The organism is Nocardiopsis nanhaiensis, from assembly GCF_054778635.1.
In genome coordinates, this window is sequence record NZ_BAAGZJ010000004.1 from 128254 (window position 1) to 153478 (window position 25225).

Genomic DNA, 25225 nt, shown 5'->3' on the forward strand with positions numbered 1-25225 from the left:
CACGACGCCTGAAAGGAATCCATGAGTACGGAAGCCAAGCCAGTCGGGCCTTCTGAACCCGAGGTGATAGTCCGGCGGGCCGGTCGGCTCGGCCACCTCATCCTGAACCGCCCGAAGGCCCTGAACACGCTGACGCACGGCATGGTGGACACCGTCCGCGCTACCCTGGCGGACTGGCGCGAGGACAGCGGGGTCCGGACCGTCCTGGTGACCGGTACCGGCGAGAAGGGGCTGTGCGCCGGCGGCGACATCGTCTCCCTTTACCGTGCTGCCGTCGACGGCCGCCCGGAGGCCGGTGAGGCCTTCTTCGCGGCCGAGTACGCGATGAACGCGCTGATCGCCGACTACCCCAAGCCCTACGTCGCCTTCATGGACGGCATCGTCCTGGGCGGCGGAGTGGGTATCTCCGCCCACGGCTCGAACCGCGTGGTTACAGAGCGCACCCGTGTAGGTATGCCGGAGACCGGCATCGGGTTCTTCCCCGACGTCGGCGGAGCACGCCTGCTCCGCCGGGCCGGTGCCTTCGGGACCCACATGGCCCTGACCTCGGGCCACGTCACCGGGGCGGACGCCGTTGCCCTCGGCTTCGCCGACCACTTCGTCCCCTCCAACGCACTCGACGGTCTGGCCCGTGCCCTCGAGGTCACCGATGCACCGGAAGCGATCGCAGCCTCGGCAACCGATCCGCCCGGCGCGCCTCTGGAGGAGCACCGCCAGTGGATCGAATCCTGCTATGGACGGGGCACCGCCGAGGAGATCATCGCCGCCTTGCAAGCGGACGGGGATCCGGCGGCGGCCAAGGCGGCCTCCCAGATCCAAGCCAAGTCCCCGACGTCGGTCAAGGTGACCCTGGAACTACTCCGCCGGACTCGGGAGACGGACACGGTCCAGCAGGTCCTCGAGCGCGACTACCGGCTGGCCTACCACCTGCTGCGCGGCCACGACATGCCCGAGGGCATCCGAGCCCAGCTGGTGGACAAGGACCGGAACCCGCAGTGGGACCCGGCCACCCTCGAAGGCGTCTCGGACGCCGACGTCACTGCGCTGTTCGCACCGCTCAGTGACGGCCTCGAGCTCTCACAGCACCTCTCAGAGACCAAGGAGACCGCCTCATGACCGAGAACACGGCTGGAACCGGCGGCCCTCTGCCGGACATCGCCTTTATCGGACTGGGCAACATGGGCGGCCCGATGGCCGCCAACCTCGTCCGGGCCGGCTACCGGGTGACCGGATTCGATCTCGCTCCGGAGACACAGGACAAGGCCCGGGCCACCGGGGTGCGGATCGCCGAGTCGGCTCCGGACGCCGTCCGGCGGTCCCAGCTGGTCATCAGTATGCTGCCGGCCGGCCGCCACGTGCTCGGCGCCTACCAGGGCAGCGATGGCTCCGACGGCCGCGAGCCCGTCGAGGGCCTGTTGGCTGTCGCCGCGCCCAACACCCTGTTCATCGACTGCTCCACCATCGCGGTCGAGGACGCGCACGCCGTGCACGAGATCACGACCGCGGCCGGTCACCGCAGCCTGGACGCTCCAGTCTCCGGCGGCACCGTGGGGGCTGAGGCCGGGAGGCTGGCCATGATGGTTGGCGGCTCGACCGAGGACTACGCCGAGGCCCTGCCGATCCTGGAGGTGGTCGGAAAGCGCGCGGTGCACTGCGGCGGAACCGGCGCCGGACAAGCGGCCAAGGCCTGCAACAACATGATCCTCGGCGCCTCCATGATCGCCGTCTCGGAGGCCTTCGTCCTCGGCGAGAAGCTGGGCCTGAGCAACGAGTCGCTCTTCGACGTCGCCTCCAACGCCACCGGACAGTGCTGGGCGCTGACCACCAACTGTCCGGTGCCCGGTCCGGTTCCGACTTCACCGGCCAACCGGGATTACCAGCCCGGATTCGCAACGGCGCTGATGGCCAAGGATCTCGGCCTGGCCCGGCACGCCATCGAGTCCACCGGCACTCAGAGCCGGATGGGACTGCTGGCCGAACAGATCTACGCGGGCTACGCCGAAGGCGATGCAGGCACGAAGGACTTCTCCAGCATCATCGAGCTGATCCGCGAGCACTCCGGTGCCTCCACCGGACCCACCGAGAAGTGAGGACCACCATGGCCGCTGGCTACGAGACCATCCTGACCAGCACCGAGGGCCGGGTCGCGACCATCACCCTGAACCGGCCGAAGGCCCTCAACGCCCTGAACAACCAGCTCAGCCACGAGCTCATCGACGCCGCCACCCGCTTCGACCATGACCCGGGCATCGGGGCGATCGTCCTGACAGGTTCCGAGAAGGCCTTCGCTGCCGGCGCGGACATCAAGGAGATGGCCTCACTCAGCTTCACGGAGGCCTACACCACTGACCTGTTCGGTATCTGGGAACGGTTCACGACCGTGCGGACACCGGTGATTGCGGCCGTGGCCGGGCACGCCCTCGGCGGCGGCTGCGAGCTGGCGATGATGGCGGACGTCATCGTCGCCGCGGACAACGCGAAGTTCGGCCAGCCCGAGATCAAGCTCGGTGTCATCCCCGGGATGGGCGGATCTCAGCGCCTGACCCGGGCCATCGGCAAGTCCAAGGCCATGGAGATGGTCCTGACCGGACGCGTCATGGGCGCCGAGGAGGCCGAGCACTCCGGCCTGGTCGCACGCGTGGTGCCGGTGGCCGACCTGCTCACCGAGGCTGCCGCCCTCGCGGAGACCGCCGCCGCTATGTCCAAGCCGGTCGCGATGCTCGCCAAGGAGGCGGTGAATGCCGCCTACGAGTCCACCCTCGCCGAAGGCGTGACGCTCGAACGCCGACTGAACCACGCCTGCTTCGCCACCGAGGACCAGACCGAGGGCATGGCCGCCTTCACTGAGCGCCGCGCCGCGACGTTCCGTCACCGTTGAGCCCGCCACTGTCCGCATCGACCTCACCCGAATCGCCAAGAAACCCGGAAGAGGGACCCATGACCGAGATCATCCTGGACTCCCGTGCCAGCGACATCCTGGACGGCATCGAGCAGCTGCTGTGGATCGATGGCCGCGCAGTGGAGGCGAGCACCGGCGCATGGCGCGACGTGCGCAACCCGTCGTGTCGGGGCGGTGTGATCGGGCGCGTCCCGGCAGCCGGTCCGGATGATGTGGACCGGGCGGTGGCGGCCGCGCGCCAGGCCTTCCCCGAATGGCGGAGCCTGCACTTCACCGGGCGCGCGAAGGCGCTGTTGGCCATCGCGGACGACATCGAGGCCGAGGCCGAGAAGTTCGCCCGGCTGACTGCCCTGGACACGGGCAACGCCCTGCGGACGCAGGCCCGGCCCGAGGTCAGCACGCTCGTCTCACTGTTCCGCTACTTCGCCGGGGTCGCAGGGGAGTCCAAGGGAGTCACCCTGCCCGCCGGTGACCAGCAGTTGCAGTACAGTCGCCGGGAACCGCTCGGCGTGGTCGCCTGCATCCTGCCGTGGAACTCCCCGCTGATGATCGCGGCGTTCAAGGTCCCGGCCGCCTTGGCCGCCGGCAACACGGTCATCCTCAAGGCGGCCGACGACGCTCCGTTGACCGTCCAGTACTTGGCCCAAGTCTGCCAGCGCCACGTGCCGCCCGGTGCCGTGAATTCCTTGACCGGGCGCGGATCGGTCATCGGTGACGCCCTGTCCGCGCACCCGGGCGTGGACAAGGTCTCCTTCACCGGTTCCACCGAGGTGGGCCGTGGCGTGGCCGCACAGGCCTCCGAGCGCCTGGCCCACCTGTCCCTCGAACTCGGCGGGAAGAACCCGTCCATCGTGTTTCCGGACGCGGTGGAGGACGAGGGCATCCTGGACGGCCTGCTGCTGTCGTCCCGTTTCACCCGCCAGGGACAGTCCTGCACGGCTGGCTCCCGACTGTTCCTGCACGAGGACATCTACGACGAGGTGCTCGAGGGACTGTCCGCCCGGCTCGGGGCCCTCACGGTCGGAGACCCGCTCGACGATGCCACGGACATGGGATCGGTCATCAACCAGAGCCAGTTCGACCAGATCAGCGGCTACCTGACGGACGGCCGTGACCACCCGGACCTGACCACTGTGCTGGGTGGCAAGAAGCCCGCCGAGGGACCTCTGACCGAGGGCTTCTACCACACGCCCACCATCTTCGGCGGGGCCCGCAACGACTTCCGGCTGGCCCAGGAGGAGATCTTCGGCCCGGTCCTCGTGGCCATCAAGTGGAAGGACGTGGACGAGGTGGTGAAGATGGCCAACGACTCCCACTACGGCCTGGCCGCCTACGTCTGGACTCATGACCTGGACGACGCACTGAACACCGCCCACCGGATCGAGTCCGGTTGGGTCCAGGTGAATCAGGGCGGGGGACAGGTTGTCGGCCAGTCCTACGGCGGCTACAAGCAGTCCGGGATGGGCCGCGAGGCCTCCCTCGAGGGCATGCTGGAGGGCTTCACCCAGATCAAGCAGATCAACGTGAAGCTGCGGGGTTGACCATGGCCCCGCATCCCACCGAGAACTCCGCCGCGCTGCCCCTGGACGGGATCACCGTCATGGACCTGTCCCGGGCGCTGGCGGGACCGTACTGCACCGCCCTGCTCGGAGACCTCGGGGCGGCCATCGTCAAGGTCGAGTCCGCCAAGGGCGGCGACTCCACCCGCACGTGGCCCCCCTTCGAGGGCGACCACTCCCTGTACTTCGATTCGACCAACCGCAACAAGCAGTCCATCGCGGTGGACTTCTACTCGAAGGAGGGGCGTCGGCTTCTCTGGGGCCTTGCCACCTCGGCCGATGTCCTTGTGGAGAACTTCCGTCCCGGTGTGCTGTCCACCATGGGCCTGGACCCCGAACAGCTGCGCGAGGCCAACCCCGGGCTGGTGATCGCCTCGGTCTCCGGCTTCGGGACTGTCGGGCCGCTGGCCCAGTCCGCCGGCCTGGACCAGGTGGCCCAGGCAATGTCCGGCCTCATGTCCGTGACCGGACCGGACGCCGACCACCCCACGCGGGTCGGCCTCCCGGTGATGGACATCTACGCGGGTCTGTTCACCGCCGTCGGGATCTGTGCCTCCCTGGCCGGACGCGACCGCCAGGACGGTCAGGGCAGACAGGTGGCCACATCCCTGCTCGAAGCCGGCCTGGCGATCTCCGCCTTCCAAGGCCAGAACTACCTCAGCACCGGGGCCGTCCCCTCGCCGCAGGGCAACAACCACCCCGTCCTGGCGCCCTACGGGGTCTTCCGCACCGCGGACATCCCCGCCATCATCGCCGTAGGAAGCCAGGCCCACTGGAGGGTGTTCTGCGAGGTGATCGGTGCCCCGGAACTCACCGACGATCCGCGGTTCGCCACGGGGCGGGAACGGTCAGTGAACCGGGACGCCCTGACCGAGCAGATCGAAGTGAGGCTGGCCGCCAAACCCGGGATGGAATGGGTCGAGGCCCTCCGAGAGGCCGGGGTTCCCACCGGTCCGATCTACACGTACGAGCAGGTCTTCGCTGACCCACAGGTCCAGGCCCTGGACATGGTCCAGCGCGTCCAGCGCTCCGACGGCTCGGACCTGCCCCTGCTGCGCGGCCCGCTCAACATCGACGGCGAGGCCACCCCGCTACGCAAGGCGCCGCCCGCGCTGGGCGAGGACACCCGCGCCGTGCTGGGAGGACTGGGCCTGGACGAAGTACAGATCGCAGGGCTGGTCGACGCAGGCATCGTGCGCCAAGCTGCCACGGGGGGCCGGGGGAAGGGCCGGTCGTGAGCGCGCCGACGCCGCCGGACAGCGAGCCGGTGCGGTCGGGCGGGAACGTCACCGTCACCATGGAGGGTCCGGTGGCCACCGGCACCCTGGCCAACCCCGGTCGACGGAACACCATGACGGAGCGGATGTGGCCCTGTTCAGTCCGGTGATCGCCACCCTGGTCGCTGATGGTCGGTTCAGGTGGTCGACGCGGGTGCAGATGTTGCGGGACGGGAGAGGCCCAGGTCGCTGAGGCCTGCGTGGAGGAAGGACAACAGGTTTTCCTCCACGTCGCGCCCGCCCAGGGTCCGGCGGGGCCAGGATGTCATGGAGAAGACAGCGCCGAGGGTGGACTGCACGGCCTGCGAGGTTCTTTCGTCGGGCAAGTGGGGGTAGCGCCGCCTGACCAGGCTTTCCCACCGTTCGATGTACTGTCGCTGCCGCCGGTCGAAGGGACGTTTCCACGGTTTGGTGAGCGAACGGACTTCCCGCTGGTAGAGACCGACCATGGGGATGTGGGTGATGGAGAAGCGGACATGGTGCCGCAAGGCGCGGTCCAGGTCCTGGTAGGGGTCATCGTGTACGGGGATGGTGGCGCTCATCAGCTCATCCATGGCTTCGTTCAACAGGGTCGCCAGGATTTCGTCCTTACCAGAGAACGATCGGTACAGGGCAGGCCCGCTGAGGCCGGCGCGCTTGCCGAGCTCGTCCACACTGACACCATGGAAACCCTTCTCGGCAAAGGCAGTGGCCGCAACCTGGAGTATGGTCCGTTCCTTATCCACAGCGCGAGCCTATCCCTGGTAACGATCGTTCACAATAGGTGCACTGATGGAGGGTCCGCCCGCCCACGGGAACATCGACTGCCGTCACCGGTGATGTACCCCGAGGCGTCGCTGGCGGGGAACACATCGGCTGGGAGAACTGGTCCGTAAGCGCCCCCGGATCGGCCTGGCTCGGGGCAGGGCTTCGGGCCGGAGGCGCCCGAACCGGCGGTACTAATCCTCGCCGAGGATCCTGGGTGCCACGGAACGGTGGAAGGCCTGGAACGGCTGGACGTTCCGGGCCGGTTCCGGAACGACCCAGGTCCGCGCACCGTTCGGGGCGCCGCCGTCGACCCGGATCACGGAGCCGGAGGTGAAGCCGGAAGCGGGGGACAACAGGTAGGTGATCGCGGCAGAGACTTCGGACTCGGTCCCCCAACGCTGGAGGGGGATCTCGCCGCGCAGATCGCGCTGCATGTAACCGTCGTCCTCAGGGTCATAGGTATCCAGCCCGGAGGAGGCGATCGACCCCGGGGCCACGGCATTCACTCGGACGCCCGCGTCGCCCCACTCGGCAGCGGCCGTCTCGGTGAGGTTCCACATGGCTGACCGGGCAGCGCCCGAGTGCCCGTACATGGGCCAGCCCATCCACATGTCGGCGATCAGGTTGACCATGGAGCCTCCGTGTTGCTCCATCGTCCGGTTGAAGACCTCGCGCATGACGATGAATCCGCCGACCACGTTGGTCCGCATGACCGCTTCGAAACCCTTGGTCTTGATCGACTTGAGTGCGCCTCGGTACTGGCCTCCGGCGTTGTTGACCAGACCGTTGATGCGGCCGTGCTCAGACAGGACCGCATCAACGATCTCCACCACGCGGTCCTCGTCGCGGATATCTCCGGAGTACGTGGAGACTGAGCCGCCGTCCTTCCGGATCTCGTCAGCGACGGTGTCCAGCTTCTCCTGCTTGCGCCCTATGAGCGCCACGTGGGCACCCAATGAGGTCAGCTCATGGGCAGTGCACCGTCCGATGCCGCTGCCGCCCCCGGTGACCATCACGGTCTGACCGGCGAAGAGGTCCGGTCGGAAGGCCGATTGGTAAGCGTTCATGATCTTTCTCCAGCGGTTGTTGGCGGTGGTTCCGGACAGGACCAGGTTCGCGGAGACGCCCCCTCCACTGTTCTCCGCTTTCCGCGGCCGCGGTCCGAACCATCCCGGTCAGCCTCGCCTTGCTGCTGGCCAGGCACGCCTGCGCCGACGTGCATGTGCCCGGCCGAGGTGGACGAGGTCAGCACGTTGGAGACAGCCGCACTACCAACGGACTTGTCAACGGGGCTCAGAACCGGGGGGCATCCGCATCGGTCAAGAAGAGCCGGGTGGGCTTGTGGCCGTCGACGCCGCGCGTGCCCGGTCAACGCTCTGCACATCCGGTGACGCACCGGGGGTCTTGCGGCTCTCGCGGACCGGCACGGCGGACTCCTGCCCCGGCGGCCAGGGCCGTCTCCGCGTAGTTCCGCCAGGGCGAGTCCTCGTATGCCGCTTCGGATGCCGGTGGGCGGACCGTCACGAAGCCTCCAGAGTGCAAGTAACAGCTAATGAGCGATACTCTATAATGGTCAGTCCATTATATTCAAGGTATGTCTGGTGCCGCTCAGGTTCGACAGGGCAGGCCGTCGGGGTCGGTCGGACGGGTTCTGGGCCGAGGGTTCGGGGCTGCGAGCGCGCCGCAGGATGGTGATGATGAGACCGAAAGAGGCGGTATGCAGGCCATTCAGATGAACGCGTTCGGTGGACCCGGGGTCCTGGTCCCGAGCTCGGTGGCCGACCCCGAACCCCGCGAGGGTTGGGTCACGGTGCGATTGCAGGCCAGTGCGTTGAACTGGCATGACACCCTGATGCGCCAGGGCTTGTACGGTTCGCCTTTGCCCATCATTCCGGGGGCGGACGGGGCGGGCGTGGTGGCCGAGACCGGAGAGGACGTCCTCATCCTGCCGTCCCTGTTCTGGGGCGAGAAGGAATCCGCGCCCGCGCCGGGCTTTGAGATCCTCGGGGACCATCGGAACGGGACCTACGCAGAGCTGGTATCCGTTCCCGCCGGTTCCGTCTTTCCGCGGCCGTCCGGGTGGACCGCCGTGGAGTCCGCTGCGTTTCCCTTGGTCGGTGTCACCGCCTACCGTGCCTTGTTCACCCGCGGCCGCCTGGCCGCAGGAGAGTCCTTGCTGGTGATCGGCGCCAGTGGCGGGGTGGCCACTATGGCCGTTGCGCTCGCCGCCGCCGCGGGCGCCAAGGTCACCGTCACTTCCGGGTCGCCGGACAAGATCGCCAGAGCCCGCGGCTTGGGGGCGACCGCCGGCATCGACCATTCGGCTCCGGGTTGGGTCGAGGAGGCCCGGCGCTCAGCCAACGGCGGTGAGGGCTTTGATCTCGTGCTCGACCCCGTCGGCCGGGTCGACGAATCCATCGGAGCCCTCCGGCCCGGTGGCCGCTGCGTGGTCCTCGGGGCCAATGCCCGAGACACTGCGCCCCTGGCCACGCGCTCCTTCTACTTCGGTCAGTACGACCTGCTTGGAACCACCATGGGAAGCCCTCGGGACTTCGGCGGGCTACTCCAACTGGTCAGGGCCGCTTCGGTTCGCCCGCCCGTCATCGACCGGGTCTTCCCCTTGGGGCAGGCCGCCGATGCCCACCGTTACCTGGAATCCGGCGGGGGGTTCGGCAAAGTCGTTCTCGACCACGGCTGAATACCTCCCCACCAGTGCGGCGTCCGAGAACAACGAAAGACATGCCATGACCTCGAACAGAACCATTCGCCACGGTCGCGACGGATCCGTCCTGACACTCACCCTCGACGACCCGTCCACCCGGAACGCCCTGGGGGACGACACCCTGGATCAATTGCTGGCCGAGTTGGAGGCTGCCCGGCTGGACGAGTCGGTGCGCGTGGTGGTGCTGCGCTCCGCGGACCGGAAGGTCTTCTCCTCCGGGGGCAACCTCAAGGATTTCACGGACGACCGCCCCGTCATTGAGAAGTACGCCGGGCTCGATCGTTTCCCGCGGCTCTACCGGGCCTTGGGAGGGCTCGGAAAGCCCATCGTCTGTGCGGCGGAAGGCGACGTGCTTGCCGGTGCCTTCGGCCTCGCCCTCGGCTGCGACTTCATCGTGGCGCGGGAGGGAGTGCGCTTCGGTTGCCCGGAGATCAACGTGGGGGTCTTCCCGTTCATGATCTCGGCGCTGATCTACCGCAGTGTCCCGCGGTCCAAGGCCAACGAGCTGATGATGACCGGTGAACTTATCACCGCTGAAGAGGCCCAGCGCATGGACATCGTCAACCGCGTGGCACCCCGGGAGAGTTTCGAGGAGGAGCTCTCCCGGCTCACCGGCCGACTGGCCACACGATCCCCGCTGCTGCTTCGGATGGGAAAGGACGCGCTGGATGCCACTAGGGACATGCCCTTCGACGATGCGCTGGGTTACCTGCGGTCCCAGCTGGCGCTGGCCTTCGCCACGGAGGACGTCCGCGAAGGGGTCGCGGCGCTGAAGGAGAAGCGCGAACCGCGGTGGCAGAGCCGCTGAACTGCCGGGCAGGTCTGAAGTAAGCCCCAATTCTACATATTGTGCTAATGGTCTGACCTAAGTAACATGCTGGTGAGCCGCGTCACAGCCGTGGTCGGCGGCAAGGTCGAGTTGGGGCCCAGAGCGGCTCGGAAGTAGGAATGATGGCTCTCGCGACAGTCCATGACCGCTATCCCCCGGAGCAGATCGACCGCTTCCACGCGGAGGGGGTCTGGGGCGAGCTCTCCATGTTCGGCGAACTGGAGAAGCAGGCGGTCCAGCGTGGCGACAAGGTCTTCATTACGGACGACACCAGCCAGTACACCTATCGGCAGGTACGTGACGAGGCCCTGAGGATTGCTGTTGGCCTGGCAAGGCTCGGGGTGTCCCGGGAAGACACTGTCGCCATCCAGATGCCCAGCTGGGCGGAGTTCGCCCCGCTGACGATGGCCGTCAACCGCTTGGGCGCCGTCATCGTCCCCATCCAGCCCATTTACCGCGAGGACGAAGTGGGGCACATCATCGAGACCGCTGGCGCCAAGGTCGCCTTCACGGTGACCGCGTACCGCGGCTTCGATCATGCCGGGATGTTTCGGGCGTTCCAGGACACCGCCCCGAGTCTCGAGCACGTCATCACGGTGCGGGGAACCGGCCCCGAAGGAACCCGGACCCTCGAGGACCTAGTGGACGGGATCACGGTCGAAGGGGACGCTGGCGATCTGCCGGAGGGTTCCGGCCCGAACGACCCTTTCGCCATCGTGTTCTCTTCGGGTACCACGTCCAAGGCCAAGGGATGCCTGCATACCTTCAACACGCTGGCCGCGTCGGCCAGGATCCAAGGGGGGAACTACCGCTACGGCGAGCAAGATGTGCAACTCGGCCCTAGTCCGGTCACTCACACCACCGGGCTCGTCACGAGCATCATCCTGCCCCTGATCCACGGGGCGGCGACGCACGTGATGGAGCGGTGGGACCCGGAGAAGGCCCTGGAACAGATCAAGGAGCACGGCTGCACCGGCACCATCAACGCCTCGACCTTTCTGCAGAACCTGCTGAGCGTCTATGATCCCGAGCGCCACGATGCCTCCTCCATGCGGTTCTGGACCCTGGCAGGCGCACCCATCCCGGCATCGCTGGTTGAGAAGGCCCGGCGGATGCTGCCGAACCTGTCCGTGTTGAGCCTCTACGGCCGGACCGAGAACACCACCATGACCATGTGCACGCTGGATGACGACCCGGAGCGCTCCCTGGCGTCGGACGGAAAGCCGTTGCGCGGCCAGGAGGTGGTCATTCTCGGTTCAAAGGACGAGGTCCTGCCTCCGGGCGTGGAGGGGGAGATCGGCTACCGCGGCGGCATGTGCATGCTGGAGTACGTGGGTCAGCCGGAGCAGACGGCGGAGTCGTTCACGACCGAGGGCTATTCGAAGTCAGGTGACCTGGGTGTCTTGGATGAGGACGGCTATGTTCGGGTGACCGGCCGGCTCAAGGACATCATTATCCGCGGAGGCATGAATATCTCTGTGCGCCAGGTGGAGGACCTGCTATCGGCCCACGAGGCGGTGGACATGGTTGCGGTGGTCGCCATGGAGGACGAGGCCATGGGGGAGCGGGCCTGTTGTTACCTGGTTCCGGCCTCCGGCCGCGACCCCCTGACCCTGGAGCAGATCAAGGATTATCTCACGGGTCACGGCCTGGCCATTCAGAAGGTTCCGGAGCGCCTCGAGGTCGTCGAGGACGTTCCCACCACGCCCACCGGCAAGGTCCAGAAGAACTTGCTGCGGGCCGACATCGCCAAGAAGCTCAGGGAGGCCGGAGGGCCCAACGAGTCCATGCCGGTCTGACGGGGATCCGGCCCGTCGAGGGTAAGCCCACGCAGAGGCGCCGGGCAGTCATCTCACAGTGACCGCCCGGCGCCTCTGCGTTGTGTCGCTCGGTTCGTATTCGATGCCTCAGCGCCGAACATTGATGCCCGTCCGTTCCTCGACCTCGAGGATCGCCTCGGCGTAGGAGTGGACGTGCCGGGACATGCGGCGGACCGCCGCGTCGTAGTCCTTGGCGCGGATGCCCCGGGTGATGGAACGGTGCGCCTTGACCGTGGTGGCCCGGACCTCGTCGTCGACGAACCCCTGGTTGTCAGTTCCCTCGTAGATGGCCTGGGACAGGGCGCGCATCATGCCGGAAAGCAGTTCGTTGTGGCTGGCCTCGGCGACGGCCACGTGCCAGTCGACGTTGGCCTGCAGGAACTCTGCCAAGGAGGGACCCTTGGCGTCCTCGATCCTCGTGTTCAGCTCCTCCAGCCGGTCGAGGTCCTCATCGGTGCGGTGCCTGGCGGCGAGACCGGCGCACTGGGGTTCGATGGCCTCGCGTGTCTCCAGGAGGTCGTCCAGGCGGATCTGGCGTCCTCGGATGAGTAGCTCCACGGAATCGGCCATCGAGTCGCTGTCCGGGCGGCGCACGAAGGCCCCGCCTGAACGGCCGGTCCGGATGGTGACCAGCCCCTGGACCTCCAGGATGCGCAGACTCTCCCGGACCGTCGTCCGGCTCATGGAGGTCTGGGCCACCAGCTCGCGCTCCGGGGGCAGTGAGCTCCCCTCGGGGAACTCGCCCCGGAGGATGCGTTCGCGTAGATCGCCCGCCAGGACATCTGAGGCTTTCGGTACCCGCAGGGGGGAGAGGGTTGCGCGGGGAGTGTCGGGACCTGTCGTCTCGGCGTCAGGCGCTGCGCCGTCCCGGTCACCGTCGGTCTGTGTACTCATGGATCCTCCGGAATGGCGGCGGGAGCGTCCTCTGAATCGAGGGGCGTTGGCCGTCGTGTCGGTACTGGCCGGTCTTGCGGAATGGACAGTCCAACAGCCTGATGGCAAGAAGCGAATAGTTCTCGTGTCGTGACACTATCACCGGGGTCGCGATAGTTATTCGGTCTGACCTTTGCTATGGTTCATGAGTTGGGTGATACGACCGTACCCCCGCGCCAAGAGGCACCCCGGGCTAGGAGGCCACTCATGGACTTCGAGGTGACAGAAGACCAGCAGGCGATCAAGGACGCGGTGTCCGGACTCGCCTCCCGCTTCGATGCCCAGTACTGGATGGACAAGGACTTGGCGAAGGAATTCCCCACGGAGTTCTATGACGCCTTCGCCTCCGGCGGCTGGCTGGGCATGACCATCCCCGAGGAGTTCGGCGGCCACGGGATGGGCATCACTGAGGCATCCATACTCCTTCAAGAGGTGGCCGCGTCCGGGGCTGGCATGAACGGAGCCAGCGCCATGCACCTGTCCATCTTCGGCATGCACCCCGTGGTGGTGCACGGCAACGAGGAGATGCGGCGGAAGCACCTGCCGCGGATTGCCAACGGGGACCTGCACGTGTGCTTCGGCGTCACCGAGCCCGGAGCTGGTCTGGACACCACCCGGATCAGCACCTTCGCTCGCAGGGACGGCAACGACTACGTGGTCAATGGCCGCAAGGTCTGGATCTCCAAGGCTGTGGAGTCCGAGAAGATGCTGCTCCTGACCCGCACCAGCCGACCTGAGGATGTGGAGAAGAAGACGGACGGCATGACCCTGTTCTTCACGGACATCGACGGTGATCACGTGGACATCCGCCCCATTAAGAAGATGGGCCGCAACGCCGTCACCTCGAACGAGCTGTTCATCGACGACCTCCGGGTCCCGGAGGAGCACCGGATCGGCGAGGAGGGCAAGGGGTTCACCTACCTGCTCGACGGCCTCAACCCCGAACGAATGCTCGTAGCCGCCGAGGCACTCGGGATCGGTTACGCGGCGCTGAAGGCCGCCACGCAGTACGGCAACGACCGGGTGGTCTTCGAGCGGCCGATCGGAAAGAACCAGGGTATCCAGTTCCCTCTGGCTGACTCCTTGGCCCGCCTGGAGGCCGCCGAACTCATGTTGCGCAAGGCCACCTGGCTCTACGACAACGGCAGGCCGTGCGGCAAGGAGGCGAACATGGCCAAGTACCTGTGCGCCGACGCCGGCTTCGACGCAGCCGACCGCGCTCTGCAGACCCACGGGGGCATGGGCTACTCCGAGGAGTATCCGGTGGCCCGGTTCTTCCGTGAAGCCCGGTTGACACGCATCGCCCCCATCAGCCAGGAGATGGTCCTGAACTACCTGGGCTCACACGTACTGGGCCTGCCGAGGAGCTACTGAGATGACTGCAGACACCACACCCGCCGTGCGACGGGACTACCCCGCGGCCTTCTCACTGGCTGGCAGGTCCGCACTGGTAACGGGGGCCGGCTCAGGGATCGGTGCGGCCGTAGCCCGAGCTTTCGCCGCTGCCAACGCCGCCGTACTGGTGACGGACATCGACGAGGCCGCGGCCCGGTCCGTGGCCGAAGGCATCGCGGCTGACGGCGGTCAGTCGGATCACGCCGTCCTGGATGTCCGCGACGAAGGCCGGGCGGCCGAGACGGCGCGCAAGGCGGCCGCACTGAACGACGGGACCCTGAACATCGTCGTGAACAACGCCGGTGCCATCGCCCCCTCCATGTTCCCGAAGATGACCGCTGAGCAGTTCCAACGCATCGTCGGCATTCACCTGGGCGGTTCCTTCACCGTCAGCCAGGCGGCCGAGCAGTACCTTCCCGACAACGGAACCGGGCGGATCCTCAACGTCACCTCCGCTGCCGGGCTCACCGGCACGATCGGCCAGGTGAACTACGGGTCCGCCAAGGCCGGTGTCATCGGCCTCACCAAGTCGCTTGCCAGGGAGCTGGCCCGGCGGCAGGTCACCGTCAACGCGCTCGCCCCCCTGGCGGCCACGGCCATGACGGAGACCGTCCGCACCAACGAGAAGCTGGCGGCCAAGCAGCTGTCGCGGATCGCCATGGGCCGTTGGGCCGAGCCTGAGGAGATAGCCCCGAGCTTCGTCTTCTTCGCCTCCGATGCCGCGAGCTACATCACCGGTCAGGTACTGCCGGTCGATGGTGGGACGGTGGTCTGAGCCATGGCGAAGTCCACACGCCAGTTCACGAACCCGTTCATCGAGAACGGACGCGACGCCTGGATCGTCGAGGCCCTGCGTACCCCCATGGGCAAGGCCCACCCCGAAAAGGGCTGGTTCAGGGACGTGCATCCCAACGAGCTGCTCGGCCGGGTCTACACGGCGCTCCTTGGTTCCACCGCTCTGGCGCCTGACGATGTCGAGGACCTGGTCATCGGCTGTACCGCGCCGTTCGGCGAGCAGTCCCGGAACATCGCCCGCAATGCCTGGCTGCAGGTCGGCTACCCGCCGGAGGTCCCGGCGACCGTCCTGGACCGCCGGTGCGGATCGGCCCAGACCGCGGTGGAGATGGGGGCCGGGCTGATCTCTTCGGGCACCCATGACGTGGTCATCGCCGGCGGTGTGGAGCACATGGGGCAGGTGCCCATGAACGCCCCGCAGGAGATCTCCAAGCTCTACGGGGATCCCTGGCCGGAGGAGTTGCGGTCCCTGTACGAGTTCGTCCCCCAGGGAGAGAGCGCAGAGCTCATCGCGGACCGCTGGGGTATCACCCGTGAGCAGATGGACGACTACGCCGTCCGGTCACAGTCCCGGGCCGCGGAGGCGGTCGCCCACGGCAGGTTCGACCGGGAGATGATCCCCTGGGAGACGCACGGAGAGCTGCACGCCAGTGACCAGGCCATCCGTTCGGGAACCTCACGGGACACCCTGGCCGGCCTCAAGGCGGTCTTCAGGAAGGACGGGCGGATCACCGCCGGGTCCTCCTCGCCGATCTGCGACGGTGCGGCAGGGGTGGTCATCGCCTCAGACAGCGCGGTCGAACGCCACGGCCTGACCCGCAGGGCCCGCATCTTGGACCAGACGACGATCGGCGTGGACCCGGTCATCATGCTCACCGGGCCGATCCCGGCCACCCAGAAGCTGCTCAAGCGCAACGGCATGACGATCGACGACATCGACCTGATCGAGGTCAACGAGGCTTTCAGCTCCGTGGTGCTGGCTTGGGAGCAAGAGCTGGGTCCGGACATGGACCGGGTGAACGTCAACGGCGGGGCCATCGCCCTCGGCCACCCGGTAGGCGCTACCGGGTCTCGGCTGTTCGGCACACTCTTGGCCGAAATGGAACGCCGCGACGTGGAGATCGGCCTGGTCACCATGTGCTGCGGCGGTGGTCTCGGCACCGCCACGCTGGTCCAGCGCGTCTGAGGACGCAATGCGCGACAACGAAGGAGGAGTGCGTGGACGTCCACAGGATGAGATCCCTGCTCGGCCAACAGGCCGACGTGTGGTGGGGGCAGGGGGCCGGCGAGCCGGTCAGCCTGGTCGACACGTTGCTGGACGTCTCAGAAGCCCAGAAGAATAGGCAGACCGCGGCCCCCGCGGCGAGGGCTTTCAGCGGATTGAGCCTGAATCCCCGCCTCGGCCGTCCCCTGCCGGATTCGCTTGAGCTCCTCTCCTACGGGGCGCTCGGGCAGCTGCGCTGGCCTGCCGCCGCGGGCAGGCTCGAAGTCATCCCCGCGCACTATTCGGCCCTACCGCGTCTGTTCGCCCGAGGCCTGTTGCCGACCGACATCGGGCTCGTCCAGGTCTCCGCGCCGGGTCCGGACGGACGGGTCAGCCTGGGCGTCGCCGTCGACTATATGGCTGACGCCTGGGCACACACCCGGACTCTGGTAGCCGAGATCAACCACGCCATGCCGATCACCCGTGACGCGCCCACGCTGCCATTGGACGCTTTCGCCGCCACCGTCGAGGTGGACCGGCCGCTCGCCGAGATGGTGTTCCGTGCCCCCGACCGCGTGGACCGGGCGATCGCCGGGCACGTGGCCGGGCTCATCGATGACGGCTCCACCCTGCAGTTGGGAGTGGGGTCCCTTCCCGACGCCGTGCTGTCAGCCCTCGCCGATCACCGCGATCTGGGCTTTCACTCCGGCATGATCACGGATTCCGTCCTGGACCTCGTCGAGTCCGGAGTGGCCACCGGGGCCCGCAAGGAAGTCGATCCAGGGCTCGTCACCACCGGCTCGGCACTGGGGTCCACAGCTCTGTACGACCGCCTCGGACCTGACGGACCGGTCTCCTTCCGCCCGGTGAGCCACACTCACCACCCGGCTGTGCTCGCGCAGCTGCGCGGCCTGGTCTCGATCAACTCGGCACTCGCCGTGGACCTGTCCGGCCAAGTGGGGGCGGAACGGGCCGGGGGCCGCTGGCTAGGTGCAATCGGCGGCCAGGCCGACTTCAGCCGCGCCGCCGCTCAGACGGGGGCACGCTCGATCATCGCTCTGCGCTCCACGAACCAGGGCGCTTCGACCATCCAGACGGCGCTCGATGCCGGTCTGGTCACCACCGCGCGCGCCGATGTGGACATCGTGGCCACCGAGCACGGCATCGCCGAGCTGGCGGGTGCCACGGAAGCCGAGATCGCCCGGCGGCTGATCGCCATCGCCGCCGAGGAGCACCGCGAGGGCCTGACCCAGGCCGCTGTCGCCTCCGGCGTTCTGCCCCGCACCCAGCGCCTGGGCGGTGGGTCCGCCACACAGGGCGCCCGAAGAAATGGCCAGTACAACACCCGGGAGGTGTCCGCATGACGCTGGACCAGACCCAGACCAACGCGACCCCGGGGGAGGAGCGCACGGCCACGATCCGTGAGGTCGGACCCCGCGACGGCTTCCAGAACGAACCCGAGACCATCGCCACCGCCGACAAGGTCCGGCTCATCAACGAGTTGGGACAGACGGGCCTCACCCGCATCGAGGTGGCCAGCTTCGTCCGTCCTGACGTCATCCCCCAGCTGTCCGACGGGAGGGAGGTGCTTCGCGCCATCGACCTGCCGGAGACGGTCGAACGAATGGTGCTGATCCCGAACTCCAAGGGCCTGGACAACGCTCTGACCTGCCGGGAGCTCTTCGATGCCTGCACGCTGTTTGTCAGTGCCTCGGAATCGCACAACAAGGCCAACATCAACCGGACCGTGCGCGAGACGATGCAGGACGTGAAGTCGATGGGGCGCCGGATCGTGGCTGAGGGGGTCAAGTCCGGGGCGGTGATCGCCACCTCGTTCGGCTGTCCCTATGAGGGCCACGTGCCCATGGGCCGGGTGCTCGACCTGGCCGAGGAGTTCGCGGACGCGGGCGCCGCCGAGCTGGGCTTCGGGGACACCACGGGCATGGCGAATCCGGCCTACGTCCACCGGTTCTTCACCGAGGCGGCCCGTCGCCTCCCAGGCGTGGAGCTGACGGCCCACTTCCACAACACCCGCGGACAGGGCCTGGCCAATGCCTATGCCGCCCTGGAGGCCGGATGCCGTTCCTTCGAGTCCAGCTTCGGTGAGCTGGGCGGCTGCCCGGTGCCGAAGGGCGCCACAGGCAACATCGCCACCGAGGACCTCATCAGCATGTTCCACGAGATGGGGGTGCGGACCGGTGTGGACCTCGAGGCCGTGATCGGCGCTTCCCGGCACGCCCAGGACATCCTCGGCCGCAAGCTGACCAGCCACTCGATCGTGGCCGGCCCCATCGACTGGAACACGGCCGCCTGACGCGTTGCGAACCAGCCCGCCATCACGCACGACCCGCCATCACGCTCGAAGGGAAAGACCATGACCGAACGCGCCGCACTGATCACCGGAGGGGCCCAAGGCATCGGCAAGGGGATCACCGCGTCCCTGGCCGAGGCCGGCTTCACCGTCGTCATCGCAGACCTGAACCCGGAGGTCGCCACCGAAACCGCGGAGGAACTGAACGGCCGCGGATTGAAGGCCGTGGCCGTGGCGATGAACGTCACGGACACCACGTCCGTCCAGGAGGCCGTCAAGCAGGCCGAGGAGAAGGCTGGCCCTATCGACGTACTGGTCAACAACGCGGGCTGGGATGACTTTATGCCGTTCCTGGACACCACCGAGGAGTTCTGGGACAAGATCGTGGACCTCAACTTCAAGGGCCACCTGCGCACCATCAAGGCGATCGTGCCGGGCATGGTCGAGCGCGGCTACGGCCGTGTCATCAACATCGGTTCCGACGCCGGCCTCGTCGGCTCGTCGCTGGAGGCCGTCTACTCCGGTGCCAAGGGCGGGGTCATCGCCTTCACCAAGACTCTGGCCCGCGAGGTCGCCCGCAAGGGCGTGACCGCCAACGCGGTCTGCCCCGGCCCGACCGACACCCCGGCCCTGCGCAAGTTCGCCGACGGTGCAGGTGACGACGCGGACAAGGTGATCTCCGGTATGGCCCGCGGCGTCCCCATGAAGCGCCTGGGCACCCCAGAGGACGTCGGCCCCGCCGTCGCCTTCTTCGCTTCGGAGGGGGCCGGCTACATCACCGGCCAGACCCTGTCCGTCTCCGGCGGACTGACGATGGCCTGAGCGGCCGCGCGCGATCGGGAGGACGGGCAGCATGACCACCACCGAGTGGGTCTCGCAGGGACACTACGAGGACATCCGTTACGAGTGCACGCTGGACGGGATCGCCAAGATCACCATCGATCGTCCGGAGGTCCACAACGCGTTCCGGCCCCAGACACTGATCGAGGTCTCGGATGCTCTCGCCACGGCCCGGGAGAACGAGCGCGTGGGCGTCATCATCCTCACCGGTGCGGGAGAACAGGCCTTCTGCTCGGGTGGGGACCAGCGAGTCCGCGGTGACAGCGGGTACAAGACGGACGCGAACGCCACCGGCCGGTTCCACGTCACGGACCTGCACGTGCAGATGCGTCGGTGCCCCAAACCGATCGTGGCCATGGTGTCCGGCTGGGCCATCGGCGGCGGGCATGTGTTGCAACTGGTCTGTGATCTGGCCATCGCGGCGGACAACGCGCGCTTCGGCCAGGTCGGACCGCGCGTCGGATCCTTCGACGGCGGTTTCGGGGCCTCGCTGCTCATCGAGCTGGTCGGTGCACGCAAGGCCAAGGAGATCTGGTTCCTGTGCCGCCAGTACGACGCGGCCCAGGCTCTGGAGATGGGCCTGGTCAACACCGTGGTCCCTTTGGAACGCGTCGAAGAGGAGACCTTGGCCTGGTGCCGCGAGATGCTCGCCCTCTCGCCCTACGCCCTGCGCCTGATGAAGGCCTCCTTTCACGCCGCGGAGGACGGCTTCGCCGGGATTCAGCAGCTAGCACACGATGCCAACCTCCTCTTCTACGGGACGGAGGAAGCCCAGGAGGGCCGAGAAGCTTTCAAGGGTAAGCGGGACCCGGACTTCACCCGGTTCCCCCGGCGAGCCTGAGCAGTTCAACCGCAGCGCTGGTTCCGTTCGACCCCGCTGCGGAAAGCCTTCCCAAGGGAAGGTTGCCCTAGTATGGTCAGACCATTAATTTCCTTCTCCGGTTCGGAGGTTCCGATGGCAGAAGCGCAGGCAACCGAAGTCGTCACCTGGCGGGTGACCCGACCCGGCACCATGGTCGTGACTATGGACTGCGGACCGGCAAACGCCCTGAGTGTTCCACTCCTGGAGGGCCTGAATGCGGCCTGCGACGCCGCAGAGGCGGCGGGGGACATCAAGGTGATGATCATCGGATCCGCCATCGACGGGTTCTTTGCCGCCGGAGCGGACATCAAGCACCTGGGAACCATCAGCGCGGAGACCTTCACCGCCTACGGGGACGAGATGCGCGCCGTCAACGACCGGCTCGAGGCGTCCGCGTTCATCAGCATCGCCGCGGTGGACGGGCTGGCCCTGGGCGGCGGGCTCGAACTGGCGATGGCCTGTACGTTCCGCGTCGGCGGAGCCCGGTCACGCTACGGACTTCCTGAGGTGAACATCGGTCTCATCCCGGGGGCCGGCGGCACACAGCGGCTACCCCGGCTGGTCGGCCGCGGAAAAGCCCTGGACATGATCCTCACCGCCCGCCAAGTCCCAGCCGAGGAGGCCGCGGCCATGGGGATCGTGGATCGGTCCACGGACGGGGACGTCCTCGAGGCCGCCCTGGCCCTCGCGGACGAGTTCGCGGCGGCCTCGCTGCCGGCCCAGCTGGCCGGCGTGCGCTCGGTCAACGCTGCCTACGACCTGCCGTTCGACCAGGGAGCTCGGGTCGAGGTCGAGCAGGAACAAGGGCTGTTCGAGCATGGTGAAGCAGCCGAAGGCATTTCGGCGTTCATCGCCAAGAGAACGCCGGAGTTCCGGTAAGCACCATGCAGAGGCATACAACCGGCCCGCTGTCCGGACTCCAGGTGCTGGAGATCGGATCCATGGGCCCCGGACCCTTCGCAGCCATGATCTTGGCCGACCTGCTCGACGTACTCCGTCTGGACGGGGAGTCCCTTCCCGGGGGCCAGTACGACCGGTCGGCGTGGCCAGCCCCCCGCCTCTGCCGGGCGAACACAGCGAAGAGGCCCTGGCCGGCTGGGGCACACCGTCGTGGCGGATTGCTTCCTGGCTGAAGTCAGGCGCTGTGGCCGACCAGGAGAGTGCTGCCGCCAACCTCGCCCCGTCGCCGGTCACGGACCGGCCAGCTGGTTCGGCCCAGTAGACCACCGACCACCTGCGGTTCCGCGGGCTCACAGTCACGGAGAGACCATGAAGACCACAGAGGCAAGTTACGAGACCTTCACCCTCGAAGAACCCGCCACCGGGGTGGTGGTGATGACTCTGAACCGGCCGGGCTCCTACAACGCCATGACCAACACCATGTTTCGGGAGTTCGAGGATCTGGCGTGGGAGGTCGACCAGGACGACGAGATCCGAGTCCTGGTCATGACCGGGGCAGGCAGGGCCTTCTGTTCGGGCTATGACCTGGGGGACGTCGATGAACTGCCGCAGCTCGGGGCCATGGGCATGCTTGATCAGCAGGAGCGGGCCGCGCGGTCCCTGCTGGCCCTGCGGAGCATCCGCGTGCCCTGCATCGCTGCCGTGAACGGTCCTGCCGCCGGTGGGGGAATGTCCCTGGCCCTAGCCGCTGATATTCGCCTTGCCTCTGAATCCGCACGCTTCAATGCCGCCTTCGTCAAGATCGGCCTCAGCGCCGGGGACCTCGGCGCCTCTTGGTTACTGACTCGGCTGGTCGGTCCCGGCCACGCGGCGGAGATCGCCTACACCGGGCGGCAGGTAGGCGCCGAGGAAGCTCTGCGACTGGGGCTGGTCACCAGTGTCCACCCCGACACCGAGGTGGTGCAGGCCGCCGTCGAGCTGGCCGCGTCCATCACGGGCAACTCGCCCACCGGTGTGCAGCTGTCCAAACGTGCCCTGCACGCCAACATGGAGGCCGCCTCCTACGCGGGTGCTTTGGAACTGGAGAACCGCGGACAGGCCCTTTTGACCCGCACCCAGGACATGGGCGAGGCACTGGCGGCCTTCAAGGAAAAGCGCACCCCGAACTACATCGGCGCCTGAGTGGCGGACAGCCCGGCCCAATGGAAGGCGAGAACCATGAACCTGCAGATTCCTGAGCTGGAAACGCTGACTCTGGAAGAAGTGCCCGGGGAAATCTTGGTCCTGCGGATGAACCGTCCGGACCGCATGAATTCCCAAACCGTTCGCATGTTCACCGAATACGGTCTGGTTGCCCGCGCAGTCCGGGACAGCGGTGCTCGCGCCATGATCCTCACCGGAACCGGTGACCGCGCCTTCTGTGCCGGATTCGACCTCGAAGAGATCGACGTGATCACCACCATGGGCGTGCGCGAGTTCCTGAAGTTCCAGGAAACGGCCACCGGCGGGATCCAGGGCATCCGTCACCTGCCGTTCCCCGTGATTGCCGCGGTGCACGGCCCGGCCACCGGAGGCGGGCTGGCCCTGGCCTTGGCCGCCGATATCCGACTGGCCGCCCCCACCGCCAAGTTCAGTGCCGCCTTCGTCAAGGTCGGGCTGTCTATCGGCGAGTTGGGCACCTCCTACAACCTCACCCGGCTCATCGGGCCTGGCCGGGCCGCCGAGATCGGCTACACCGCCCGCATCGTCCGGGCAGAAGAAGCCGAACGGATCGGTCTCGTCAACCGCGTCGTCCCCACCGAGGGGCTGTTTGACGCCGCACTGGAAACTGCCTCACAGATCGCCCGGAATTCCCCCGGCGGGGTGCGGATGTCCAAGCGGGCCATCCAGCGGAACCAGGAGATCACTTCTTACGCGGCAGCCCTCGAGCTGGAGAACCGCGGACAGGCATTGATGACCCGGACCGAGGACATGCCTGAGGCGTTGGCTGCCTTCAAAGAGAAGCGCCCTCCAGAGTTCACCGGCCGTTGAGGGAGATCCCTGTGACTAAGAGAAGTGCACTGGTCTGGGACTGGACCGAGGAGACCCTGACGGGTCTGGCTGCCTTTCTCGACCAGCACGGTGTGATGACCGGGCCGTTGGCCTCGAGGCCCATCGGGGACGGACATTCCAATCTGACCTTCCTGATCAGCAATGGTGAGCGGGACGTCGTCGTACGCCGACCGCCGCCGCCACCGTTGCCTCCAGGAGCCAACGACATGCTGAGGGAGGCGAGGTTCCTGACCGGCTTGCACGGCGCCGGGTTCCCGGTTCCCGAGGTGCTGGCCACGGCCCAGGCAGGGGAGGTGCTGGACGTCCCCTTCTACGTGATGACCCTTGCCCAGGGCCACGTAGTCACCACGCGGACTCCCGAGGAGCTGGCGACTCCCGAGCGGCGGCGCAGTATCGCCCACTCCCTGGTGGACACCCTGGCAGCACTGCACACCACGGACCACGTGGCCGCCGGTTTGGACGACCTTGGGCGGCCGGCGGGTTTCAATGCCCGGCACCTGAAGCGCATAGCACGACTGGTGCAGGACGCTGAGGGCAACCAGTCGCAGGCCTTCGCGACCGTCTTCGACTGGTTGGAGCAGAACGTCCCTCCGGAGTCCGGGGCCTCGGTAGTCCACAACGACTTCCGGATCGGCAACATGATCATCGCCCCGGACGCCCCCGGCCGGGTCGCCGCCGTCCTGGACTGGGAGCTGGCAACCCTGGGAGACCCCCTGCTCGACCTGGGATATTTCCTGTCCTCGGTACCGAAGCCGGGACACGCCCGCACCCCTACGGAGGACCTGGGCACGGCCATGCTCGAGGAGGGGTATCCGAGCCGCGCCGAACTGGCCGAACGCTACGCCGAGCAGACCGGGGCGGACCTGGGCCGACTGGACTGGTACATCACCATGTCCCTTTGGAAGCTGGCCGCACTCTACGAATACAGTCGCCGCCGCGGTGAAGACGACTACTACCAGACCCCAGGGCTGGTGGACAGTTTCCTGGCCGAGGCGCGGGAGACGGCGGGCCTGAACCCGCCTGAGACATCGACGCAGAACGAGAACCATCAAGGAGTACCATGAGCACCGCCTTCGATGACGCGATGGTCACCAGTAGCGCCCCGGGCATGCCGGAGAAGTTCTTCGACCGGTTCATGTTCAACCTCCACCCCGATGACGGCACCACCCCCTCCCTTGTCCTAGGAGCCGGCAGCTACCCGCCCCGGGACGTGGCTGACGGCTTCGTGGTGCTTTCCACCGGCACCGAGCAACGCAACCTGCGCTTCTCCACCGAGCTCTCCGCCACCGACGGCGCTTCGGTCGGTCCTCTTCGCTGGGAAACCGTGGAGGACAACAAGGTGTGGCGGCTGGTGCTCGGCCAGAACCGCACCGGCCTGGAACTGGACTTGACCTGGCATGCCCGGGCACCGTACTGGGTCGGCACTGTGGACGTGGAGAACACCGACGGCAACACCACATCCTTCGACCACCTTTTTCAGCCCGGAAGATATGAGGGAACCCTGACCCTGGACGGGGAGAGTCGCTCCGTCAACGGCTGGTACGGGGGGAGGGACCGTTCCCGCGGTGTGCGTACCATGTCCGGCGGGCAGGGGCTGCACGCCTGGTACCAGGCTCAGTTCCCGGATCGGGCCATCGGCTTCCTCCTGGTGGAGGACCGTTCCGGCGGCCGGAGCCTGCTCAAGGGCGCGGTCATGCACGAGGACGGTCAGGTGGATGACGTCGTCGATGTTCAGCACGCCCTGACCTTCACAACGGACAACGACCTGGTCTCCGGCGACGTTCAGGTCACTACCGCCGCCGGTCGCACTTACCGCGTGTCGGCGAAGTCTCCGACCCGGGGCGGATACATGGCCGGTGGAGGGTACGGCGGTCACCACGGCAAGTTCCGCGGGCTCGACCATGAAGAGTATGACGTCTACCCGCTGGACGGGAGCGTCAATGCCACGACACTGGACTCGGCGCTGACCGATCGGTGCTGTGTCTTCGACTGGGAGGGGACCGCAGGCTACGGCATCTTCGAGTACGCCCTCACGCGGTCGCCCTCGTACAGCTACCAGCCGACGCTGGTCTAGATGGGT

The 25225-nt window shown here is 67.3% G+C and carries 24 protein-coding genes; 21 read left to right on the plus strand and 3 right to left on the minus strand.

What is annotated here, in order from left to right; translation table 11 throughout:
* Positions 1 to 21 precede the first annotated feature (21 nt).
* The 6 genes from ACYVD1_RS03180 to ACYVD1_RS03205 are packed head-to-tail and all read left to right on the plus strand — an operon-like array spanning position 22 to position 5845.
* Positions 22 to 1116, plus strand: coding sequence for an enoyl-CoA hydratase/isomerase family protein (locus ACYVD1_RS03180; RefSeq protein WP_460756745.1), 1095 nt, complete (start codon positions 22 to 24; stop codon positions 1114 to 1116).
* Positions 1113 to 2090 (plus strand): 3-hydroxyisobutyrate dehydrogenase, encoded by a 978-nt coding sequence (gene mmsB / locus ACYVD1_RS03185; RefSeq protein ID WP_460756749.1) that lies wholly within the window; start codon positions 1113 to 1115, stop codon positions 2088 to 2090. Before ACYVD1_RS03180 ends, mmsB begins: the two co-directional genes overlap by 4 nt.
* Positions 2091 to 2098: 8 nt before the next feature.
* The gene (locus tag ACYVD1_RS03190) at positions 2099 to 2878 is read left to right on the plus strand and encodes an enoyl-CoA hydratase (RefSeq protein ID WP_460756754.1); all 780 of its coding nucleotides are present in this window, start codon (positions 2099 to 2101) and stop codon (positions 2876 to 2878) included.
* A gap of 59 nt (positions 2879 to 2937) precedes the next feature.
* Positions 2938 to 4440, plus strand: coding sequence for an aldehyde dehydrogenase family protein (locus ACYVD1_RS03195; protein ID WP_460756758.1), 1503 nt, complete (start codon positions 2938 to 2940; stop codon positions 4438 to 4440).
* A gap of 2 nt (positions 4441 to 4442) precedes the next feature.
* Complete coding sequence (locus ACYVD1_RS03200) at positions 4443 to 5696, plus strand: CaiB/BaiF CoA transferase family protein (protein ID WP_460756763.1); 1254 nt, start codon at positions 4443 to 4445, stop codon at positions 5694 to 5696.
* Positions 5693 to 5845: a hypothetical protein gene (locus tag ACYVD1_RS03205; protein WP_460756767.1), complete on the plus strand. Its 153-nt coding sequence runs from the start codon at positions 5693 to 5695 to the stop codon at positions 5843 to 5845. Before ACYVD1_RS03200 ends, ACYVD1_RS03205 begins: the two co-directional genes overlap by 4 nt.
* 27 nt (positions 5846 to 5872) lie before the next feature.
* On the opposite strand, the gene ACYVD1_RS03210 is transcribed toward ACYVD1_RS03205, so the two are convergent.
* Both ACYVD1_RS03210 and ACYVD1_RS03215 read right to left on the minus strand, forming a co-directional pair.
* The gene (locus ACYVD1_RS03210; protein ID WP_460756771.1) at positions 5873 to 6460 is read right to left on the minus strand and encodes a TetR/AcrR family transcriptional regulator; all 588 of its coding nucleotides are present in this window, start codon (positions 6458 to 6460) and stop codon (positions 5873 to 5875) included.
* Between the two features lie 213 nt (positions 6461 to 6673).
* A complete protein-coding gene (locus tag ACYVD1_RS03215; RefSeq protein ID WP_460756774.1) occupies positions 6674 to 7549 on the minus strand; it encodes an SDR family oxidoreductase in 876 nt (291 codons plus the stop codon).
* A 650-nt stretch (positions 7550 to 8199) separates the two neighbouring features.
* Between ACYVD1_RS03215 and ACYVD1_RS03220 the strand changes: the two genes are divergently transcribed.
* The 3 genes from ACYVD1_RS03220 to ACYVD1_RS03230 all read left to right on the plus strand — a co-directional run bounded on the left by ACYVD1_RS03220 (position 8200) and on the right by ACYVD1_RS03230 (position 11832).
* Positions 8200 to 9180, plus strand: a complete 981-nt coding sequence (locus tag ACYVD1_RS03220) for a quinone oxidoreductase family protein (RefSeq protein WP_460756779.1) — start codon at positions 8200 to 8202, stop codon at positions 9178 to 9180.
* 46 nt (positions 9181 to 9226) lie between these two features.
* Positions 9227 to 10012, plus strand: coding sequence for an enoyl-CoA hydratase/isomerase family protein (locus ACYVD1_RS03225; protein ID WP_460756784.1), 786 nt, complete (start codon positions 9227 to 9229; stop codon positions 10010 to 10012).
* 143 nt (positions 10013 to 10155) lie between these two features.
* Entirely contained in the window at positions 10156 to 11832 is a 1677-nt protein-coding gene (locus tag ACYVD1_RS03230) for an AMP-binding protein (RefSeq protein WP_460756788.1), read from the plus strand.
* 108 nt (positions 11833 to 11940) lie between these two features.
* Here the strand turns inward: ACYVD1_RS03230 and ACYVD1_RS03235 are convergent, their stop codons facing one another.
* The gene (locus ACYVD1_RS03235) at positions 11941 to 12747 is read right to left on the minus strand and encodes a FadR/GntR family transcriptional regulator (protein ID WP_460756791.1); all 807 of its coding nucleotides are present in this window, start codon (positions 12745 to 12747) and stop codon (positions 11941 to 11943) included.
* 246 nt (positions 12748 to 12993) lie between these two features.
* On the opposite strand from ACYVD1_RS03235, the gene ACYVD1_RS03240 reads away from it, so the two are divergent.
* From ACYVD1_RS03240 to ACYVD1_RS03295, 12 genes are all read left to right on the plus strand, one after another.
* Positions 12994 to 14160: an acyl-CoA dehydrogenase family protein gene (locus ACYVD1_RS03240; protein WP_460756795.1), complete on the plus strand. Its 1167-nt coding sequence runs from the start codon at positions 12994 to 12996 to the stop codon at positions 14158 to 14160.
* Between the two features lies 1 nt (position 14161).
* On the plus strand, positions 14162 to 14956 hold the full coding sequence (locus ACYVD1_RS03245; RefSeq protein WP_460756799.1) for an SDR family NAD(P)-dependent oxidoreductase: 795 nt from the start codon (positions 14162 to 14164) through the stop codon (positions 14954 to 14956).
* A 3-nt stretch (positions 14957 to 14959) separates the two neighbouring features.
* Positions 14960 to 16162: a thiolase family protein gene (locus ACYVD1_RS03250; RefSeq protein ID WP_460756806.1), complete on the plus strand. Its 1203-nt coding sequence runs from the start codon at positions 14960 to 14962 to the stop codon at positions 16160 to 16162.
* 32 nt (positions 16163 to 16194) lie between these two features.
* On the plus strand, positions 16195 to 17544 hold the full coding sequence (locus ACYVD1_RS03255; protein ID WP_460756810.1) for an acetyl-CoA hydrolase/transferase family protein: 1350 nt from the start codon (positions 16195 to 16197) through the stop codon (positions 17542 to 17544).
* On the plus strand, positions 17541 to 18494 hold the full coding sequence (locus ACYVD1_RS03260) for a hydroxymethylglutaryl-CoA lyase (protein ID WP_460756813.1): 954 nt from the start codon (positions 17541 to 17543) through the stop codon (positions 18492 to 18494). Before ACYVD1_RS03255 ends, ACYVD1_RS03260 begins: the two co-directional genes overlap by 4 nt.
* Before the next feature lie 60 nt (positions 18495 to 18554).
* Positions 18555 to 19313: an SDR family NAD(P)-dependent oxidoreductase gene (locus tag ACYVD1_RS03265; RefSeq protein WP_460756818.1), complete on the plus strand. Its 759-nt coding sequence runs from the start codon at positions 18555 to 18557 to the stop codon at positions 19311 to 19313.
* Between the two features lie 31 nt (positions 19314 to 19344).
* Positions 19345 to 20172: a 1,4-dihydroxy-2-naphthoyl-CoA synthase gene (gene menB, locus ACYVD1_RS03270; RefSeq protein ID WP_460756823.1), complete on the plus strand. Its 828-nt coding sequence runs from the start codon at positions 19345 to 19347 to the stop codon at positions 20170 to 20172.
* Positions 20173 to 20286: 114 nt separating this feature from the next.
* Complete coding sequence (locus ACYVD1_RS03275; RefSeq protein ID WP_460756829.1) at positions 20287 to 21072, plus strand: enoyl-CoA hydratase/isomerase family protein; 786 nt, start codon at positions 20287 to 20289, stop codon at positions 21070 to 21072.
* 390 nt (positions 21073 to 21462) lie between these two features.
* On the plus strand, positions 21463 to 22275 hold the full coding sequence (locus tag ACYVD1_RS03280) for an enoyl-CoA hydratase/isomerase family protein (RefSeq protein WP_460767479.1): 813 nt from the start codon (positions 21463 to 21465) through the stop codon (positions 22273 to 22275).
* Complete coding sequence (locus ACYVD1_RS03285) at positions 22276 to 23124, plus strand: enoyl-CoA hydratase/isomerase family protein (RefSeq protein ID WP_460767483.1); 849 nt, start codon at positions 22276 to 22278, stop codon at positions 23122 to 23124.
* A gap of 11 nt (positions 23125 to 23135) precedes the next feature.
* The gene (locus ACYVD1_RS03290) at positions 23136 to 24209 is read left to right on the plus strand and encodes a phosphotransferase family protein (RefSeq protein WP_460756845.1); all 1074 of its coding nucleotides are present in this window, start codon (positions 23136 to 23138) and stop codon (positions 24207 to 24209) included.
* The gene (locus tag ACYVD1_RS03295; RefSeq protein WP_460767486.1) at positions 24206 to 25219 is read left to right on the plus strand and encodes a hypothetical protein; all 1014 of its coding nucleotides are present in this window, start codon (positions 24206 to 24208) and stop codon (positions 25217 to 25219) included. Before ACYVD1_RS03290 ends, ACYVD1_RS03295 begins: the two co-directional genes overlap by 4 nt.
* The last annotated feature ends 6 nt before the right edge of the window (positions 25220 to 25225 follow it).

Bases quoted from the DNA above. Each gene is read 5' to 3' on its own strand.
- ACYVD1_RS03195 (WP_460756758.1), top strand. From the start codon at position 2,938: ATGACCGAGATCATCCTGGACTCCCGTGCCAGCGACATCCTGGACGGC.
- ACYVD1_RS03225 (WP_460756784.1), top strand. From the start codon at position 9,227: ATGACCTCGAACAGAACCATTCGCCACGGTCGCGACGGATCCGTCCTG.
- ACYVD1_RS03240 (WP_460756795.1), top strand. From the start codon at position 12,994: ATGGACTTCGAGGTGACAGAAGACCAGCAGGCGATCAAGGACGCGGTG.
- ACYVD1_RS03235 (WP_460756791.1), bottom strand. From the start codon at position 12,747: ATGAGTACACAGACCGACGGTGACCGGGACGGCGCAGCGCCTGACGCC.
- ACYVD1_RS03275 (WP_460756829.1), top strand. From the start codon at position 20,287: ATGGCAGAAGCGCAGGCAACCGAAGTCGTCACCTGGCGGGTGACCCGA.
- ACYVD1_RS03215 (WP_460756774.1), bottom strand. From the start codon at position 7,549: ATGAACGCTTACCAATCGGCCTTCCGACCGGACCTCTTCGCCGGTCAG.
- ACYVD1_RS03250 (WP_460756806.1), top strand. From the start codon at position 14,960: ATGGCGAAGTCCACACGCCAGTTCACGAACCCGTTCATCGAGAACGGA.
- ACYVD1_RS03245 (WP_460756799.1), top strand. From the start codon at position 14,162: ATGACTGCAGACACCACACCCGCCGTGCGACGGGACTACCCCGCGGCC.
- ACYVD1_RS03190 (WP_460756754.1), top strand. From the start codon at position 2,099: ATGGCCGCTGGCTACGAGACCATCCTGACCAGCACCGAGGGCCGGGTC.
- ACYVD1_RS03295 (WP_460767486.1), top strand. From the start codon at position 24,206: ATGAGCACCGCCTTCGATGACGCGATGGTCACCAGTAGCGCCCCGGGC.
- ACYVD1_RS03280 (WP_460767479.1), top strand. From the start codon at position 21,463: ATGAAGACCACAGAGGCAAGTTACGAGACCTTCACCCTCGAAGAACCC.
- ACYVD1_RS03180 (WP_460756745.1), top strand. From the start codon at position 22: ATGAGTACGGAAGCCAAGCCAGTCGGGCCTTCTGAACCCGAGGTGATA.
- ACYVD1_RS03230 (WP_460756788.1), top strand. From the start codon at position 10,156: ATGGCTCTCGCGACAGTCCATGACCGCTATCCCCCGGAGCAGATCGAC.
- mmsB (WP_460756749.1), top strand. From the start codon at position 1,113: ATGACCGAGAACACGGCTGGAACCGGCGGCCCTCTGCCGGACATCGCC.
- ACYVD1_RS03200 (WP_460756763.1), top strand. From the start codon at position 4,443: ATGGCCCCGCATCCCACCGAGAACTCCGCCGCGCTGCCCCTGGACGGG.
- ACYVD1_RS03220 (WP_460756779.1), top strand. From the start codon at position 8,200: ATGCAGGCCATTCAGATGAACGCGTTCGGTGGACCCGGGGTCCTGGTC.
- ACYVD1_RS03265 (WP_460756818.1), top strand. From the start codon at position 18,555: ATGACCGAACGCGCCGCACTGATCACCGGAGGGGCCCAAGGCATCGGC.
- menB (WP_460756823.1), top strand. From the start codon at position 19,345: ATGACCACCACCGAGTGGGTCTCGCAGGGACACTACGAGGACATCCGT.
- ACYVD1_RS03260 (WP_460756813.1), top strand. From the start codon at position 17,541: ATGACGCTGGACCAGACCCAGACCAACGCGACCCCGGGGGAGGAGCGC.